Source organism: Serratia sp. K1WW1 (genome assembly GCF_055790865.1).
On the sequence record NZ_CM147697.1, the window covers coordinates 1,012,724 to 1,030,520 of the forward strand.

General features: G+C 56.4%; 15 protein-coding genes. 10 read left to right on the top strand and 5 right to left on the bottom strand.

The genetic code is table 11. The features are described 5' to 3' along the window. Window positions 1-292: 292 nt before the first annotated feature. The 4 genes from gluQRS to thpR form a co-directional block, all read right to left on the bottom strand. Window positions 293-1,204, bottom strand: a complete 912-nt coding sequence (gene gluQRS / locus ACX9GU_RS04540; RefSeq protein ID WP_094981455.1) for a tRNA glutamyl-Q(34) synthetase GluQRS — start codon at window positions 1,202-1,204, stop codon at window positions 293-295. Between the two features lie 73 nt (window positions 1,205-1,277). Next, window positions 1,278-1,733: an RNA polymerase-binding protein DksA gene (gene dksA / locus ACX9GU_RS04545; protein WP_021179742.1), complete on the bottom strand. Its 456-nt coding sequence runs from the start codon at window positions 1,731-1,733 to the stop codon at window positions 1,278-1,280. Between the two features lie 207 nt (window positions 1,734-1,940). Then, window positions 1,941-2,648 (bottom strand): DNA/RNA nuclease SfsA, encoded by a 708-nt coding sequence (sfsA, locus tag ACX9GU_RS04550; RefSeq protein ID WP_021806247.1) that lies wholly within the window; start codon window positions 2,646-2,648, stop codon window positions 1,941-1,943. Then, a complete protein-coding gene (gene thpR / locus ACX9GU_RS04555; RefSeq protein ID WP_261145053.1) occupies window positions 2,638-3,186 on the bottom strand; it encodes an RNA 2',3'-cyclic phosphodiesterase in 549 nt (182 codons plus the stop codon). The genes sfsA and thpR overlap by 11 nt, the downstream gene beginning before the upstream one ends. A 67-nt stretch (window positions 3,187-3,253) precedes the next feature. On the opposite strand from thpR, the gene hrpB reads away from it, so the two are divergent. The 8 genes from hrpB to ACX9GU_RS04595 all read left to right on the top strand — a co-directional run bounded on the left by hrpB (window position 3,254) and on the right by ACX9GU_RS04595 (window position 15,705). Next, complete coding sequence (hrpB, locus tag ACX9GU_RS04560; RefSeq protein ID WP_473195110.1) at window positions 3,254-5,704, top strand: ATP-dependent helicase HrpB; 2,451 nt, start codon at window positions 3,254-3,256, stop codon at window positions 5,702-5,704. 220 nt (window positions 5,705-5,924) lie between these two features. Then, on the top strand, window positions 5,925-8,426 hold the full coding sequence (gene mrcB / locus ACX9GU_RS04565) for a bifunctional glycosyl transferase/transpeptidase (RefSeq protein WP_473193981.1): 2,502 nt from the start codon (window positions 5,925-5,927) through the stop codon (window positions 8,424-8,426). Between the two features lie 256 nt (window positions 8,427-8,682). Then, the gene (fhuA, locus tag ACX9GU_RS04570; protein ID WP_473193982.1) at window positions 8,683-10,884 is read left to right on the top strand and encodes a ferrichrome porin FhuA; all 2,202 of its coding nucleotides are present in this window, start codon (window positions 8,683-8,685) and stop codon (window positions 10,882-10,884) included. Between the two features lie 47 nt (window positions 10,885-10,931). Further along, on the top strand, window positions 10,932-11,729 hold the full coding sequence (fhuC, locus tag ACX9GU_RS04575) for a Fe3+-hydroxamate ABC transporter ATP-binding protein FhuC (RefSeq protein ID WP_473193983.1): 798 nt from the start codon (window positions 10,932-10,934) through the stop codon (window positions 11,727-11,729). Next, window positions 11,729-12,634, top strand: coding sequence for a Fe(3+)-hydroxamate ABC transporter substrate-binding protein FhuD (fhuD, locus tag ACX9GU_RS04580; RefSeq protein WP_473193984.1), 906 nt, complete (start codon window positions 11,729-11,731; stop codon window positions 12,632-12,634). Before fhuC ends, fhuD begins: the two co-directional genes overlap by 1 nt. Further along, window positions 12,631-14,619, top strand: coding sequence for a Fe(3+)-hydroxamate ABC transporter permease FhuB (gene fhuB, locus ACX9GU_RS04585; protein WP_473193985.1), 1,989 nt, complete (start codon window positions 12,631-12,633; stop codon window positions 14,617-14,619). The genes fhuD and fhuB overlap by 4 nt, the downstream gene beginning before the upstream one ends. A gap of 305 nt (window positions 14,620-14,924) precedes the next feature. After that, window positions 14,925-15,077 carry a Hok/Gef family protein gene (locus tag ACX9GU_RS04590; protein ID WP_024484362.1) on the top strand — a complete coding sequence of 51 codons (153 nt, stop codon included), beginning with the start codon at window positions 14,925-14,927 and terminating at the stop codon, window positions 15,075-15,077. Between the two features lie 475 nt (window positions 15,078-15,552). Beyond that, window positions 15,553-15,705, top strand: coding sequence for a Hok/Gef family protein (locus tag ACX9GU_RS04595; RefSeq protein WP_037375722.1), 153 nt, complete (start codon window positions 15,553-15,555; stop codon window positions 15,703-15,705). Between the two features lie 250 nt (window positions 15,706-15,955). Here ACX9GU_RS04595 and metK read toward each other — a convergent pair whose 3' ends face one another. Beyond that, window positions 15,956-17,110: a methionine adenosyltransferase gene (gene metK / locus ACX9GU_RS04600; RefSeq protein WP_473193986.1), complete on the bottom strand. Its 1,155-nt coding sequence runs from the start codon at window positions 17,108-17,110 to the stop codon at window positions 15,956-15,958. Between metK and ACX9GU_RS04605 the strand changes: the two genes are divergently transcribed. Continuing rightward, a complete protein-coding gene (locus tag ACX9GU_RS04605; RefSeq protein ID WP_021179752.1) occupies window positions 17,109-17,255 on the top strand; it encodes a hypothetical protein in 147 nt (48 codons plus the stop codon). The genes metK and ACX9GU_RS04605 overlap by 2 nt on opposite strands. A gap of 369 nt (window positions 17,256-17,624) precedes the next feature. Further along, window positions 17,625-17,768, top strand: coding sequence for a hypothetical protein (locus ACX9GU_RS04610; protein WP_438691342.1), 144 nt, complete (start codon window positions 17,625-17,627; stop codon window positions 17,766-17,768). Window positions 17,769-17,797: the final 29 nt, after the last annotated feature.

Consider the following 17,797-nt stretch of genomic DNA (forward strand, 5'->3'; position numbering starts at 1 on the left):
GAGCGCGTTCCCTCTGCGGCTACAAATGGCGGGCGTTTACGCGGCGCTGGACGGCGGGCAGGTGTCTCCCTGCCGCTCTCGGTAGAGCGCGATGGCGTTGTGGCTAACGGTTCTGCAGGCGCGCTTTCTTCGCGGACTTGGTTTTTATCGCTGGCCGGCGCATCTTCGCGGGTCAACTTGTCATCGCGGATTAGTACCTTACGGCAGAAATTGGCTACTCGGGTAAAAATGGTACACCTCGATAGTGACGGATAAAAATGGCGCTAACAAAAAAATAGCGGCTAATCATAGCTTACCCCAGCTGTTTTGAGAATGCCGTTGTGTTTTCACACGGCGGGATCGCTGGCTGACGCGGCACATTTGCCAACTGCCAATGCTCAACCGCCCAGCTCAATAATAATGGTAGATCAAGATCTTGCCAGTTTTCTGGCAGCGGTTGACGCAGAAATTTCAGGGCAGCAACCAGTACCGGCCGCGGATCGCCAGTGGGCAGGGCGGGGGCATGATTTTGCTTCGACAGTTTAATGCCGTTGTTCCCCAGCGCCAGCGGCAAATGTACATAGGCGGGAACCGGTGCCTGTAATTGCTGATACAGCGCAATCTGGCGCACCGTGGGTTCGATCAGATCGGCACCGCGGACGATTTCGGTCACGCCTTGAAAATGATCGTCGATCACCACCGCCAGATTGTAGGCAAACAGGCCATCACGGCGGCGGATAATGAAATCTTCCTGTGCCAGCGCCGGATCGGCCCGAAGCTCGCCCTGCAACCTATCGTGGAAGGCATATACCGGGTTTGATTGACGTAAGCGGATCGCGGCACCCTGCGGGCCAAGCCGTAACTGGCGGCAATGGCCATCGTACAAACCGCCGATCTGCTGGATGCGGCTGCGGGTACAGGTGCAGTAATAGCTGAGATCCTGGCGTTGCAGCCAATCAAGGGTTGCGCGGTAAGCTTCAGAGCGTTGGGATTGATAGATGACCTGGCCGTCCCAGTGGAGACCATAGTGTTCAAGTGCGGATAAGATACGCCCGGCAGCTCCGGCGACTTCGCGCGGAGGGTCGATATCTTCAATACGTACCAGCCATTGCCCGCGTTGAGCACGAGCCTGGAGGTAGCTTCCCAGAGCGGCAATCAGCGAACCGAAATGCAGATCCCCGGAAGGCGATGGGGCAAAGCGCCCCACATAGTGACTTGCTAGCATATCTGAAGGGATTACTTCCCTTAACTCTGTGCGGCGCGAGCTATTGGCACGCGCCGCAGGAGGTAACAACTGCTTAGCCGGCCATCTGCTTTTCGCGGATTTCGGCCAACGTCTTGCAGTCGATGCACAAATCGGCAGTCGGACGCGCTTCAAGGCGACGAATGCCAATCTCCACGCCGCAAGACTCGCAGAAGCCGAAATCATCGTCTTCTACTTTCTTCAGCGTTTTCTCGATCTTTTTGATCAGTTTGCGCTCACGGTCACGGTTACGCAGTTCGAGGCTGAACTCTTCTTCCTGAGTGGCACGGTCTGCCGGATCGGGGAAGTTGGCTGCCTCTTCTTGCATATGCGACACGGTACGATCGACTTCGTCCCTGAGTTGGTTGCGCCATGCTTCAAGGATGCGCCTGAAATGCGTCAACTGGGCGTCGTTCATGTACTCTTCGCCCGGTTTCTCTTGATACGGCTCCACCCCAGCGATGGCGAGAATGCTCAAGGACGAGGTTTTACGGGTTTGCCCTTCTTGCATATTGCTTCTCCTACATACACACGCACTATACCCTTTCATGCTAGTAGGGTATGTCGAATCCCCAATACGGGGGAAAAACAGGCCGCTATAAATAACAGAAGGGAAGAGGGATGGCAATTATTCCTGTCGCCTGCTTGACAATGGTGTGAAGGAAGGCGTATTTGGCGAAGCAATATCCGGTTGTCGATTTATTTGTGCCCGGCACCGCTAGCCAATAAAAAACGGTAACTTAGCGCTTAGCGAGATACCGTCAGGTGATAATTTTGCCCCGTAACAAACAACTTCCACTCCCAACTGCTGAACCTGCGCTAGTAGCACTGCATAATGCTCATCTATATGATTTGCTGGGGTGACTCGATCGATGCCGCTGTGTAACACGGCAAAGAACAGCACCGCCCGCTGCCCTTGTTCAACCACGTTTTGCAATTCACGCAAATGCTTCTGCCCTCTCAGCGTTACGGCATCGGGGAAGTAGCCCTGTTGATGTTGCAATAGTGTGACTGACTTAACTTCAATATAGCAGTCAACCCGATTTTCTGCCTGTAATAACAAATCGATACGGCTGTTTTCGCCGCCATATTTCACTTCGCCGGTGATTTTACTGTAACCGGATAATTCACTGATTATATTCTGTTCAATGGCTTCTCGAACCAGAGTGTTGGCACGCAGGGTGTTGACGCAGATCCAGTCGCCAGCCTGGGTATGCGTCAGCTCCCAACTGTGGGCATATTTGCGTTTGGCATTGTCCGAAGTGGAGTACCAAACGGTGTCCCCTGGCGTCGCACAGCCGGTCATGGCGCCGGTGTTGGCGCAGTGCAGGGTAAAGGTTTCACCTTCGGGGGTGATCACATCGGCCAGAAAACGTTTGTAGCGCTTGATGAGCGTGGCCGGTTTTAGCGGTGGGTCAAAAATCATGATTTATCCTGTCGGCGAGTGGCCACTGCTCTAATTCGTGATAGCGGGTGCGGCCTTGTTCAAACGACGATTGGTAGAGTGAGAAGTGGCTGGCGTTGAACGGCCAACCCGGCGTGCCAGGAGGAATAGCGACCGGCTGGGTCGCGGCGCGTAATAACGTGATATGGGGATGAAACGGCATCGGGCTTTGATAACAGCCGCTGCGAGCCGCTTGCGAACGCAGCAATTCCGCCAACTGCAACAGCGCGCGTGGGGGGCGTTTGCTGCCCAACCATACCACTCCGGGGCGCGGCCAGTGGCCAAGATCGTCCAGATTGAGGCTAAAACCCGCCTGTGTGATACGCCCGGCCTGCGTTTTTAGTGCCTGTTCTTTCTGTGCGCTGACCTCGCCGAGAAAGGCCAGCGTCAGATGCAGATTGGCGGCGGCCACCGGGCGGCCATCTTCGGGTTTAAATGCCTCGGCCCGCCAGCGGATCACCTGCTGCTGCAAGGCATCGGGTAGCGACAAGGCGAAGAACAGGCGGCGCGAGCTGGACATGGAACCCCGGTAAATGAATGAAATGCTGAGCCTAATGCTACAATGTGCGCTGTCCATTAACTACCCCATGGAGAGTTTTGTGTCCTCACTGCCCGTCAGCGCGGTTCTTGATGAGCTGCTTGCCGCACTGCAATCTGCCCCACAGGTGTTGTTGCATGCCCCCACCGGTGCCGGGAAATCCACCTGGCTGCCGTTGCAGATCCTGGCAAAAGCCGGGCTGCCGGGGCGTATCATCATGCTGGAGCCACGGCGGCTGGCGGCAAAAAACGTCGCTTATCGCTTGGCGCAACAACTGGGTGAAGAACCGGGTCAAACGGTGGGCTATCGCATGCGTGCCGAGAGCAAAAGCGGGCCACAGACGAGGCTGGAGGTGGTGACCGAGGGCATTCTCACCCGCATGTTGCAGCAGGACGCTGAACTGCAGGGCGTCTCGCTGATTATTCTTGATGAATTCCACGAGCGTAGTTTACAGGCCGATCTGGCTCTGGCCCTGCTGCTGGATGTACAGCAGGGGCTGCGTGACGATCTGAAACTGCTGATCATGTCGGCGACGCTGGATAATGCGCGGCTGTCGCAACTGCTGCCGCAAGCGCCGGTGGTGGTGTCGGAAGGGCGCAGCTACCCGGTTGAACGGCAGTACCAGCCATTACCTAGTCACCAACGGCTGGAGGATGGCGTTGCCTCGGCGGTGAAGCGCCTGTTGGCTGAGCAATCAGGTTCGCTGTTGTTATTCTTACCCGGCGTGGCGGAGATTAACCGCGTGCAGGAACGGCTCATTGGCGAAGTGCCAGCGGATACCGATCTCTGCCCGCTGTATGGCGCATTGCCGTTGGCACAGCAGCAAAAGGCGATCCAACCGGCGCAGCACGGGCGGCGTAAAGTGGTGTTGGCGACCAATATTGCCGAAACCAGTTTGACCATTGAAGGCATCCGCCTGGTCGTCGACAGCGGGCTGGAGCGCGTAGCGCGTTATGACGTCCGTAATGGCCTGACGCGATTGGTCACCCAACGCATCAGCCAGGCTTCGATGATCCAACGCGCCGGGCGTGCTGGGCGTTTGGAACCTGGAATTTGCTGGCATCTGTTTGCCAAAGAGCAGGCGGAGCGCGCTGCAGAACATGCTGAACCGGAGATCCTGCAAAGCGATCTGGCCAGCTTCTGGCTGGAGCTGCTGCAATGGGGCTGCGTGGAGGTGGATCAACTCACCTGGCTCGATCGGCCGCCGTTGGCCGCATTAGCTGCCGCTCGCCGTTTATTGCATACCCTGGCGGCTATCGATGACGGTGAGAAACTCACAACCTTTGGTCGCCAAATGGCCGGGTTGGGGTGTGAACCCAGACTGGCGGCCATGCTGTGCGACGGTGCCAAGATGGGGGCCGATGGATTAGCCACGGCGGCGATGTTGGCCGCATTGCTGGAGGAACCGCCACGCAGCGGGCAGATGGATATCGGCTATTGGCTAAGCCGTCCACAGCCGCATTGGCAACGCCGGGCGGCGCAACTGAGTAAGCGCTTACCGCAAAAAAGTGGGCAGATTGATGCCGATCTGGCCGCTCCTTTGCTGGCGCAGGCTTTTGCCGATCGTATCGCCCAACGGCGCGGGCAGGATGGGCGCTATCTGTTGGCCAATGGCCTGGGCGCAGCGATGGATCAGGACGAAGCGCTCTCCAGGGCTCCCTGGTTGATTATTCCCAGCCTGTTGCAAGGCCATAACAGCCCGGATGCCCGTATCCTGCTGGCGTTACCGATCGAAATTGATGCGTTGGTGGCTCGGTTGCCCGAGATTGTCAGCAGCCAGACCGCCGTCGAGTGGGATGAAGAAAAGGGCACCCTACGGGCTTGGAAGCGTCAACAGATTGGCCGCTTAACGCTGCGGGCTCAGCCGCTGGCCAAACCGGCGGAAGAGGAACTGCAACAGGCACTGATTAATTGGGTCCGCGCCCAGGGATTGGCAGTGCTTAACTGGGACACCGCTGCCGAACAGTTGCGCCTGCGTTTACATTGTGCCCAGCGTTGGTTGCCAGAGGCTGACTGGCCGCCGGTGGATGACGAGACGTTGCTCGACACCCTGGAGAGCTGGTTGCTACCGTCATTGAGCGGCGTTCGCGATCTGCGCGGATTAAAGCAGGTCAATATCGCTGAGGCCTTGGCCCGCCGGTTAAACTGGCAGCAAAAGCAACGGCTGGATAATGCCCTGCCAACTCATTATGCTGTGCCGACTGGTAGCCGCTTGCCGATCCGCTACGATGCCGATAAACCGCCGGTATTGGCAGTGCGTTTACAGGAGATGTTTGGTGAACAGCGTAGCCCAACGTTGGCTGAGGGTCGCATCCCGGTGGTGCTTGAGTTACTCTCTCCGGCACACCGGCCATTGCAGATCACCGGCGATCTGGCCGCCTTCTGGCAAGGGGCGTACCGCGAGGTGCAAAAGGAAATGAAGGGGCGTTATCCCAAGCACGTATGGCCAGACGATCCGGCCAATACCGCCCCCACCAGGCGCACCAAGAAATACCAGTAACGAATTCAGATGTTTCTTCTGTTCAGCCAGATGGCTTAGGGACAGATTAAGCGACAAAATAACGGACCCGTCGTCTTTCAAGCTGCAGCGTTGTTACCTGCACTATCTCACCCCAGTCACTTACCCAAAAGTAAGCTCCTGGGGATGAGATAGTTTGTCGCCTAGCCGCAGCTTGAAATCCATAGGGTATAAATTGCAGCAAGCGTGGAGAAGAACCGCAATGGCTGGGGATGACCGCGAGCCCATCGGGCGCAAAGGCAAACAACCAAAACGTAATCAGCCGCGTAAAGCGGTGCGTCGTCAACGTGACGACGATTATGAAGAAGACGAGTATCAGGATGAGTATGACGATGATGAGTACGATGACGACGAAGAGGAACAACGCATGCCGCCCAAGGTAAAAGCGAAGTCGCCGCGTAAAAAGCGCCGTTGGCTCGGCCTGCTGATAAAACTGTTCCTGGTGATTGCGGTGCTGCTGGCAATCTACGGTGTTTATCTGGATTCCCAGATCCGTAGCCGCATCGATGGCAAAGTCTGGCAGTTACCGGCGGCGGTGTATGGCCGCATGGTTAACCTTGAGCCGGGCATGCCGTATAGCAAAAAGGAAATGGTCGCCCTGCTGGAGGGGATGCAATATCGCCAGGTTAGCCGTATGACCCGGCCAGGGGAGTTTACCGTGCAGGCCAACAGCATCGAGATGCTGCGCCGCCCGTTTGATTTCCCGGATGGCAAAGAAGGCCAGATCCACGCTCGCCTCGATTTCCAAAACAATAGTCTGGCGAAAATCGTCAACATGGAAAATCAGCGTAACTTTGGCTTCTTCCGCCTCGATCCGCGTCTGATCACCATGCTGCAATCGCCGAATGGCGAGCAACGCCTGTTTGTTCCGCGCTCTGGTTTCCCAGACTTGCTGGTCGACACGCTGATCGCTACCGAAGACCGTCATTTCTACGAGCATGATGGTATCAGCTTCTACTCCATTGGCCGTGCCGTGGTGGCTAACCTGACCGCCGGGCGTGCGGTGCAGGGCGGCAGTACCTTGACTCAGCAGCTGGTAAAAAACCTGTTCCTGACCAACGAGCGTTCGTTGTGGCGTAAGCTTAACGAAGCCTACATGGCCTTGCTGGTGGATTACCGTTATAGCAAAGACCGTATTCTGGAGCTGTATCTGAACGAGGTGTATCTCGGCCAGAGCGGCAGCGATCAGATCCGTGGCTTCCCGTTGGCCAGCCTGTACTACTTTGGTCGCCCGGTCGATGAACTGAGTCTGGATCAACAGGCGCTGTTGGTGGGCATGGTGAAAGGGGCCTCGCTGTATAACCCTTGGCGTAACCCCAAGTTGGCGCTGGAGCGCCGTAACCTGGTGCTCAAGCTGTTACAGAACCAGGGAGTGATCGACGCTGAGCTGTATAACATGCTGAGCGCTCGCCCGCTGGGCGTACAGCCGAAAGGTGGGGTGATTTCACCGCAGCCTGCGTTTATGCAACTGGTGCGCCAGGAATTGCAGGCCAAGCTGGGTGACAAGGTTAACGATCTTTCCGGCGTGAAGATCTTCACTACGCTGGATCCGGTTTCACAGGATGCGGCCGAGAAGGCGGTGGAAGACGGTATCCCGGCGCTGCGTGCTGCGCGTCATCTGAACGATCTGGAAGCGGCGATGGTGATTGTCGATCGCTTTACCGGAGAGGTTCGAGCCATGGTGGGCGGTGCCGATCCTCAGTTTGCCGGCTTCAACCGTGCGCTGCAGGCGCGCCGTCTGGTAGGGTCACTGGCCAAGCCGCCAACCTATCTGACCGCGCTGTCGGAACCGGATAAGTATCGGCTCAATACCTGGCTGGCCGATCAGCCGCTGTCAATCAAACTGCCGAACGGCAGCTCGTGGCAGCCGAATAACTACGATCGCCAGTTCCGTGGCCGGGTGATGCTGGTGGACGCGTTGGCCAACTCGCTCAACGTGCCTACGGTCAACCTGGGGATGTCGGTGGGGCTGGATCAGATCAGCGCGACCCTGCAAAAGTTGGGTATTCCTAAATCGGCGATCACTCCGGTGCCATCCATGTTGCTGGGGGCCATCGGCCTGACGCCGATGGAAGTGGCACAGGAATACCAGACCATCGCCAGCGGGGGTAACCGTGCGCCGCTGTCTGCCGTGCGTTCGGTGATTGCGGAAGACGGCACAGCGTTGTATCAAAGCTTCCCACAGGCGGAACGTATGGTGCCAGCACAGGCGGCATACCTGACTCTGTATGCGATGCAGCAGGGTGTGGCACGCGGGACTTCCCGTTCGCTGTCGGTCAAGTTCCCTAATTACAACCTGGCCGCTAAAACCGGTACCACCAACGATCTGCGTGATAGCTGGTTTGCCGGTATCGACGGCAAGGAAGTGGCGATTGCCTGGGTAGGGCGTGACAATAACGGCCCGGCCAAACTGACGGGTGCCAACGGTGCCTTGACGCTGTATCGCCGCTATCTGGAAAACCAGACGCCGCTGGTGCTGAAGCTGCAACAACCGGAAGGCATTAGCCAGATGGGGATTGATTCTGCCGGTAACTTTATCTGTGGTGGCAGCATTTGGCGCACCATCCCGGTTTGGACTGAAAACCCGCAAGGGCTATGCCAGGCAAGCCAGGCCGAGCAGCAACAAACTCAACAGCAGCAAGCCGGCGAACAGAAAGATGCCGACGGCGTTGCTGGCTGGATAAAAGATATGTTTGGCAAATAAACCCCAGCCGTTATGTTAAGCCTATTTATTATTTGATTTTACTGTGTTATCAAGCCCGTAGCGTTCTGTTACGGGCTTTCCTTTCTTTGTCGTTGGTTTTATTTCCACGCTGTTAATGCGGTTACCACGCCAATCCCATAGCTTTTTTACGGCCGAAATACGCTTGCAGTTCCGCTAGCCTTCTGCATAAAATGCCGCGCTTATAATAATTATTCTCGTTCACATTCGTTATCAAACCACATCAGAGAAACCAGACATGCCGACCAAGCGTCATTCCTCATCACCGGCCAAATCAGGCTTGTTCCCCGTAAGCGTTTTGGCTGCCACGATCGCGGCTACGCTAACCTTGCCTGCGGTTGCAGCTCAGACGACGGCTGCCGCGGATGCCGATACTATTACGGTGGTAGGGGGCGGCAGCGGTGGTGCTTCACAGGAAAGCGCCTGGGGCCCAGTTGGCACCATCGTGGCGAAACGCAGCGCGACCGGCACCAAAACGGATACGCCGCTGGTGAAGACCCCTCAGTCGGTGTCTGTGGTCACGCGTGAACAAATGGACGTTATGCAGCCTTCCTCGGTGAAAGAAGCGTTAGGCTTCACCCCTGGTGTAATGGTGGGCAGCCGTGGTAGTTCCAACGTCTATGATGCGGTTTATATTCGTGGTTTTGGCTCGGTCAACCAGAATATCTATCTGGATGGTTTGAAGCTGCAAGGCGACTATTTTAACGAAGCCGTAATCGATCCTTATTTCCTGGAGCGGGCCGAAGTGCTGCGCGGGCCTTCTTCCGTGCTTTACGGTAAAAGCAGCCCAGGTGGGATTATCTCGCTGATCAGCAAGCGCCCAACCACGGAACCGCTGAAAGAAATCCAATTTAAAATGGGCACAGATAACCTGTTCCAGACTGGTTTTGATTTCAGCAATGCGTTGGATGATGACGGCAAGTATTCCTTCCGCCTGACCGGTTTGGCCAAAGACGCAGACGCTCAGCAGGAGATGGCCAAGGAAAAACGCTATACCATTGCGCCTTCATTCAGTTGGCAGCCCGATGAGCATACCAACCTGACGCTGTACTCTTACCTGCAAAACGATCCTAACCTCGGCTACTACGGCTGGTTGCCGATGCAGGGAACGGTGGTCAACGCGCCTTATGGCAAGCTGCCAACCAGCTTCAACGAAGGTGAAAAGAGTAACTTCTATTCGCGCCAGACGCGGATGTTTGGCTACAGCTTCTCTCATGATTTCGATGATACCTGGGCCGTACGCCAGAACCTGCGTTATATGCAGCTGCATACCAATCAGAACAATATCTATGGCACTGGCGTAAACGCCGACAACACGACTCTGAACCGTAACTATATCGCTTCGGATGAGCGCCTGAATAACTTCAGCGTCGATACCCAGGGCCAGGCCAAGTTTGCTACTGGCCGCGTGGATCATACGCTGCTGGCCGGCGTAGACTTTATGCGCATGAGCAACGATATTCAGGGCGGCTGGGGCGTGGCCAGTCCACTGGATCTGGCCAACCCGCAGTTTGGTAATTATACCAAGGGGGCGTTAAACCCAACCAGTAAGGTCAATGGTCAACGGCAGGTGGGCATTTACCTGCAGGAACAGGCCGAGTGGAACCAATGGATCCTGACTGCTGGTACGCGCTATGACTGGGCTAAGAGCACCGTTGAAGATCGCACCGACATGGCTACGATCCCCTACAGCGAGCAGAAAGATCACCAGTCAACCAATCGCATTGGCCTGAACTATCTGTTCGACAATGGCATCTCGCCGTATGTCAGCTACGCACAATCCTTCGAGCCGAACGTGGGCGCAGGTTATGACGGCAAAGCCTTCGTTCCTTCCAAAGGCGAACAGTATGAAGCTGGTGTGAAATACATGCCAAAAGATCGCCCTGTCTCTGCCACCATTGCCATCTATCAACTGACCAAGTCAAATAACCTGGTCACGGATGTTGAGCATGCCGATAAAGGTTGGTTCCAGCAGCAAACCGGGGAGATCCGCTCTCGCGGCGTAGAGTTGGAAGGCAAAGCGGCGCTGACGGCTAACGTCAACCTGCTGGCGTCCTATACCTATACCGATGCTGAATACACCGAAGACACCACCAACCAGGGCAATACGCCGGCGATCATTCCTAAGCATATGGCCTCGCTGTGGGGGGATTACACCTTCCATGAAACCGCATTGAGTGGCCTGACGCTGGGCGCGGGTGTGCGTTATACCGGCTCAACCTATGGTGATGAAGCCAACACCTTCAAAGTGCCGGACTACACCGTGTGGAATACCGTGATCAAATATGATTTGGCGCGCTTCAACCTGCCAGGTTCTTCCGTAGCGCTTAACGTTAACAACCTGTTTGATAAAGAGTATGTCTCTAGCTGTTTCGCCACCTATGGCTGTTTCTGGGGTGCAGAACGTCAAGTGGTCGCCACGGCAACCTTCAGTTTCTAATCGGCTAACGGGAGCGGCCTTTGGTCGCTCCCCGCCAAGCAGGGCCTATGCAGGATAAACACCTTAATCGCGATGCTACGTTCCAGCTCGACCGCGTGAGCTTTGCCGTGCCAGGGCGGGTGCTGTTACAGCCGCTGTCATTAGTCTTTCCTCAAGGCAAAGTGTGTGGCTTGATTGGGCATAATGGCTCCGGCAAATCCACGTTGCTGAAAATCCTCGGTCGTCACCAAAATCCTACCTCCGGCCAGGCGCTGCTTAACGGGCAACCGCTGGGCCAATGGGATAGCAAAGCCTTTGCTCGCCAAGTAGCCTATCTGCCGCAGCAATTGCCCGCAGCGGAAGGGATGACGGTGCGCGAACTGGTCGCCATCGGGCGCTACCCGTGGCACGGCGCTTTAGGCCGTTTCAAGGCTGGCGATCGCGAGCTGGTAGAAGAGGCAATCGGGCTGGTGGGGCTCCGACCCTTTGCCAACCGCCTGGTAGACAGCCTCTCCGGCGGTGAACGTCAACGGGCCTGGCTGGCGATGATGGTCGCGCAGGATAGCCGTTGTTTGTTGCTGGATGAGCCGACCTCGGCGTTGGATATTGCCCATCAGGTTGAAGTGCTGACGTTGATCCAACGCCTGAGCCATGAGCGCGGCCTGACGGTGATTGCAGTGCTGCATGACATCAACATGGCGGCTCGGTATTGCGACCATCTGGTGGCATTACGTGGCGGCGAAATGATTGCCCAGGGGTCATCGCTCGAACTGATGCAAGGGCCGGTGCTGGAACAGATCTATGGCATCCCGATGGGCATATTGCCGCATCCAAGTGGCGGTGCACCAGTGAGCTTCGTTTATTAATGCCTACCTCTGCCGATTTCCATCATGACCCGCTGCGCCGGCGTTTATTAACGGCGATGGCTTTATCGCCTCTGTTGTTCTCTTTACCGTCGCGAGCGACAGGTTTGCCCGATATCACCCGTATCGCGGCATTGGAGTGGCTACCGGTCGAGCTGCTGATCGCACTGGGCGTGATGCCGCAGGCGGTGGCCGATATCCACAACTACAACCTGTGGGTACAAGATCCTGGGTTGCCGGACTCGGTGATCGACGTCGGTCAACGTACCGAACCTAATCTGGAGCTGTTGCAACAGCTCAAACCTTCTCTGATCCTGCTTTCCAAAGGCTATGGCCCTTCGCCACAAAAACTGCAGCCTATTGGCCCGACCATGGAGTTTGGCTTTAACGACGGCAGCGGTAAACCGCTCACCGTGGGCAAAAACTCGTTGCTGCAATTGGCACAGCGGATAGGTCTGGAAGCGCGGGCTACCCAGCATCTGCAACAGTTTGATGCGTTTATGCGGGAGGCGCGTAACCGCCTGGCGGGGTATCGGCAACAGCCGCTGCTGCTGTTTTCTTTGCTCGATCCTCGGCACGTGTTGGTGATCGGCCAGAAGAGCCTGTTTCAGGAAGTGATGGATCAGCTAGGCATCGAGAATGCCTGGCAGGGGGAAACCAACTTCTGGGGGACCTCGGTGGTGGGGATCGAACGCCTGGCGACAATAAACAATGCGCGAGCGATTTATCTCGATCACGGTAATCAAGCCATGATGGATAAGGTCAGCAAGACGCCGTTGTGGCAGGCCTTGCCGTTTATCCGCCAGGGCCAACTGCGGCAGGTGCCAGCGGTGTGGTTCTACGGTGCCACGCTGTCGGCCATGCGTTTTTGCCGCTTGCTGGAGCAGGCGCAGGAGACTCGCTCATGAGTGCACGCCTGCGTATCTTGCCGATAGCGCTGATCCTGTTATTGCTGGCCGCAGCGGGTAGCCTGACGCTCTTCAACCTGCTGCATCAACTGCCGTGGAGCCAGTGGTCGCAGGCGTTGGTTCAGCCAGATATCGACAATGTCGATCAGATGCTGTTCCACTACAGCCTGTTGCCACGCCTGTCGGTGTCGTTGCTGGTGGGGGCCGGACTGGGATTGGTCGGCGTACTGTTCCAGCAGGTATTACGCAATCCTTTGGCGGAACCCGCCACGCTCGGCGTGGCTGCCGGGGCTCAGCTAGGCTTGACGATTGCCACGCTGTGGATGCTGCCAGGGGGCGAATTGACCCGACAGCTGGCGGCGATGGTCGGTGCCATTGTGGTCGGCGGGCTGGTGTTCGGCGTTGCCTGGGGCAAACGGATGTCGCCCGTGACGTTGATTCTGGCCGGTCTGGTACTTGGCCTGTACTGCGGGGCGGTCAATAGCTTGCTGGCGTTGTTCAATTACGATCAGCTGCAAGGCCTGTTCCTGTGGAGCACCGGAGCGCTAAATCAGCAGGATTGGGGGACGGTGCAGTTTATCCTGCCGCGCTTGCTGCTGGTTGCCGTACTGGCCGCGTTATTGATCCGCCCATTAACGCTGTTAGGGTTGGATGACGGCGTGGCACGTAATCTGGGCCTGGGCCTGGCAATGTCGCGCTTTGCCGCGTTGGCGGTGGCGATTGTGTTCAGCGCCATGTTGGTCAATGCGGTCGGTGTGATCGGTTTTATCGGCCTATTTGCCCCGCTGATGGCCAAGATGCTGGGAGCTCGCCGTTTGGCCCACCGCATGATGTTGGCTCCACTATTGGGGGCATTGCTGCTGTGGTTGACCGATCAGGTGATGATCTGGCTGACGCTGGTGTGGCGTGAAATCCCGACCGGCGCGGCGACGGCACTGATTGGTGCGCCGTTGCTGCTTTGGTTGTTACCACGCTTACGCAGCAGCGCAACCCCGCCGCCGATGGACCTAGGCGACAAAGTGCCTGTCGAACGTGGCAACTTGCCGATATGGATCCTGCTGGGGAGCGTCTTACTATTGGCCGGGATTGCGGTGGCGCTGATGTTTGGGCAAAACCCCCACGGCTGGCACTGGAGCGTAGGCAGTGAATTACAGGCGCTGATGCCTTGGCGCTGGCCACGAGTGGTTTCTGCCCTGGCGGCCGGGATGATGCTGGCGGTAGCCGGAACGCTGATCCAGAAACTGACCGGTAACCCGATGTCCAGCCCGGAAGTGCTGGGGATCAGTTCCGGCGCGGCTTTCGGCGTGGTGATGATGCTGTTTATCGTTCCTGGTAATGCTTTTATGTGGCTGTTACCCGCCGGGAGTCTGGGGGCGGCGGCTACGCTGTTGATCATCATGATTGCGGCTGGGCGCGGCGGATTCTCTACCGAACGCATGCTGTTGGCGGGGATCGCCCTCAGCACCGCCTTTAGCACGACCATTTTCCTGCTGCTGGCCAGTGGCGATCCCCGTATGGGGGGGCTGTTGGTGTGGCTTTCCGGCTCAACCTACTCGGTGGATGCTCCGCAGGCAATACGTACGGCGGCGATTGCTGGCGTGTTGATCGTGTTGGCCCCGCTGTGTAGACGTTGGCTGACAATTCTGCCGTTGGGCGGCGCTACAGCACGTTCCGTAGGGATTGCCCTGACGCCGACCAGGATGAGCATTTTGCTGCTGGCGGCAACGCTGACGGCGATGGCAACGCTAACCGTTGGGCCGCTGAGCTTTATTGGCCTGATGGCGCCGCATATGGCCCGCATGTTGGGATTCCGCCGGGCGCTGCCGCAGATGGTGATTGCTGCGCTGCTAGGCGGCCTGCTGATGGTGTTTGCGGACTGGTGTGGCCGGATGGTGATGTTCCCTTACCAAATCCCTGCTGGGCTGCTGGCGACCTTTATTGGCGCGCCGTACTTTGTCTATCTGCTGCGTAAGCAAACTTCGTAGACTATCTCGGTTACCACCTTTGCCACCAAGGGCTCAGAATTGCTGGGCCCTTGGTTTTTTCAGGCCGTTACAATGCATTGCGTGGCACTGCGCAAAGTTGAAAGTTAGGGGTAAAACGGCCACCAGTCAGGCTGGTGAGGTGAATATACTGCGGGTGGGTGCTCTGGATCTTTGTATCTGGAGCCTGAGCGAAAGGTACAAAGAGAAAAGCCCCAGGTCGATAATATCAACCCGAGGCCAACTCTAACGCTCGACAACGTTAGGTTAGCTTCTTACTCGCCGCGAGGCAAGGATAAGGAGGCATAATGCCAAACAGAGGAGATATCGTAAAACTGGTCGTTATCTGTACCACGGTAATCTTGTTGGTATGGATAACGCGCAGCAAGCTTTGTGAGCTGCGCATTCGATCGGGCAACACGGAGGTTGCGGCCATTTTGGCCTACGAATCCGAACGGTAAGGCAACCCAACGGCGGGGGCGAGCTCCCGCCCGTTGGTTGTAAGCGTACAGATCTACGAGCACCCATCTCATACAAACTCAAGCGACGGACTTACGGTTCGTCGTTTCAGACTGCTGACACACTTCATCCTTCTCTCTACAAGAGGCGCGGCATTGTGACCGTTCAGGTAAGTTCATGCCTGCCCTCTTACACATTTAGCAATGTTGCCACTGTCATTTAGCGCTTTTTTCAGGCCGTTACAATGCATTGCGTGGCACTGCGCAAAGTTGAAAGTTAGGGGTAAAACGGCCGCCAGTCAGGCTGGTGAGATGAATATACTGCGGGTGGGTGCTCTGGATCTTTGTATCTGGAGCCTGAGCGAAAGGTACAAAGAGAAAAGCCCCAGGTCGATAATATCAACCCGAGGCCAACTCTAACGCCCAACAACGTTAGGTTAGCTTCTTACTCGCCGCGAGGCAAGGATAAGGAGGCATAATGCCAAACAGAGGAGATATCGTAAAACTGGTCGTTATCTGTACCACCGTAATCTTGTTGGTATGGATAACGCGCAGCAAGCTTTGTGAGCTGCGCATTCGATCGGGCAACACGGAGGTTGCGGCCATTTTGGCCTACGGATCCGAACGGTAAGGCAACCCAACGGCGGGGGCCTGCTCCCGCCCGTTGGGTGTAAGCGTATACCCGTCGTCTTTCAAGTCGCAGCGTTGTTACCTGCACTATCTCACCCCAGTCACTTACAAAAACGTAAGCTCCTGGGGATGAGATAGCTTGTTGCCTAGCTGCAACTTGAAATCCATAGGGTATAGAGATCTACGAGCACCCATCTACAAACGAAAACGGCGAGCCTCAGGCTCGCCGTTGTTACGTCTAACGCTCAGTCTTACTTCAAACCAGCCGCTTCACGCAGTTGGGCAGCCTTGTCGGTCGCTTCCCATGGGAAGTGTTCTCGGCCAAAGTGGCCGTAAGCTGCGGTTTCACGGTAAATCGGTTGCAGCAGATCCATCATCTGGATCAAGCCGTATGGGCGCAAATCGAAGAACTCACGCACCAGCAGGGTCAGTTGCTCGGTCGAGATCTTCTCGGTGCCGAAGGTTTCCACCATGATGGAGGTTGGTTCTGCCACGCCGATAGCGTAGGACACCTGGATCTCACAGCGATCTGCCAGACCCGCGGCCACGATATTTTTTGCCACGTAGCGTGCAGCATAGGCCGCAGAGCGGTCAACCTTGGAAGGATCCTTGCCGGAGAACGCGCCGCCACCGTGACGGGCCATGCCGCCGTAGGTATCAACGATGATTTTACGACCGGTCAGACCACAGTCACCCATTGGGCCACCGATAACAAAACGGCCGGTCGGGTTGATGTGGTATTTGGTGCCTGCGGTCAGCCACTCGGCTGGCAGTACCGGCTTGATGATCTCTTCCATCACCGCTTCTTGCAGATCTTTCAGCTCGATATCATCGGAATGCTGGGTGGACAGCACCACGGCATCGATGCCGACGATTTTGCCATCGTCATACTGGAACGTGACCTGGCTTTTGGCGTCTGGGCGCAGCCAAGGCAGTGTGCCATTTTTACGCACTTCGGCCTGGCGTTGAACCAGACGGTGGGCATAAGTGATTGGCGCAGGCATCAACACGTCGGTTTCATTAGAGGCATAACCAAACATCAGGCCCTGATCGCCAGCACCTTGCTCCAGCGGATCGCTACGGTCGACACCCTGGTTGATATCCGGTGACTGTTTACCGATGGCGCTCAATACGGCACAGGAGTTGGCATCAAAGCCCATATCGGAATGGACATAGCCAATTTCACGCACGGTTTTACGGGTGATCTCTTCGATATCGACCCAGGCGCTGGTGGTGATCTCGCCGCCAACCAGTACCATGCCGGTTTTCACGTAGGTTTCGCAGGCTACGCGGGCTTTTGGATCCTGTTCCAGGATGGCATCAAGAACGGCATCCGAGATTTGATCGGCAATTTTATCCGGATGTCCTTCGGAAACAGATTCGGACGTGAAGAGGTGTTTAGCCATGGTGTTCTTTACCTTGCAAAAGACGGGTTGGAAATTACTGCACAGCGCTGGAGATCCGGGCATCAAAGCGAAGGGTCTTCCGCTGATGGCGAGATGCATCCTGCAACGCCCCTCAGGCAAAGCCGTTAAGCAGTTTATCGGTTAATCAGTATAGATGGATTAACATCTGGACGTCTATTTTAGGTCAGCCTTTAGCCGGATTGCCAGCAATTTTTTGCCCTAACGCTCTTTTGGGCAAACCGCTTGCCGCCATTTTCATCGCTTGAAACAGTTTCTGGCGAATTTTCATTTTGCATTTTGCCCGGGGGTCCGGTATAAACTGCGCGCGCGGTTCATTTGGTGCACAGCGTGTTACAGAAAATCGTTACCTTCTGTAAAACCCGGCAACGCCGCGCCAAGACCAGCCGTAGGTACCCCATGAGGGGGCCGCCGCTTCATTGAACGTTCATGTTCTTACACTATATAGAGGCTTTGTCGTTCTTTGTGGGCGGCATGCGTGGAGGTGGTTGGATTAATGATCCGTTGTCTACTGGTTGTTGGTTCGCAACAGCAGTGCCGTTCTGGCGCGCATTCTTCTGCTATTTCCCGTCTTGTCTCTACACCATCTACCCGATGTTACACACATCTGGGCGCTACTCAGGATGCTCGGGCCGGTTAACGGCTGTCTGAAGCACTGAACAAGGGTAG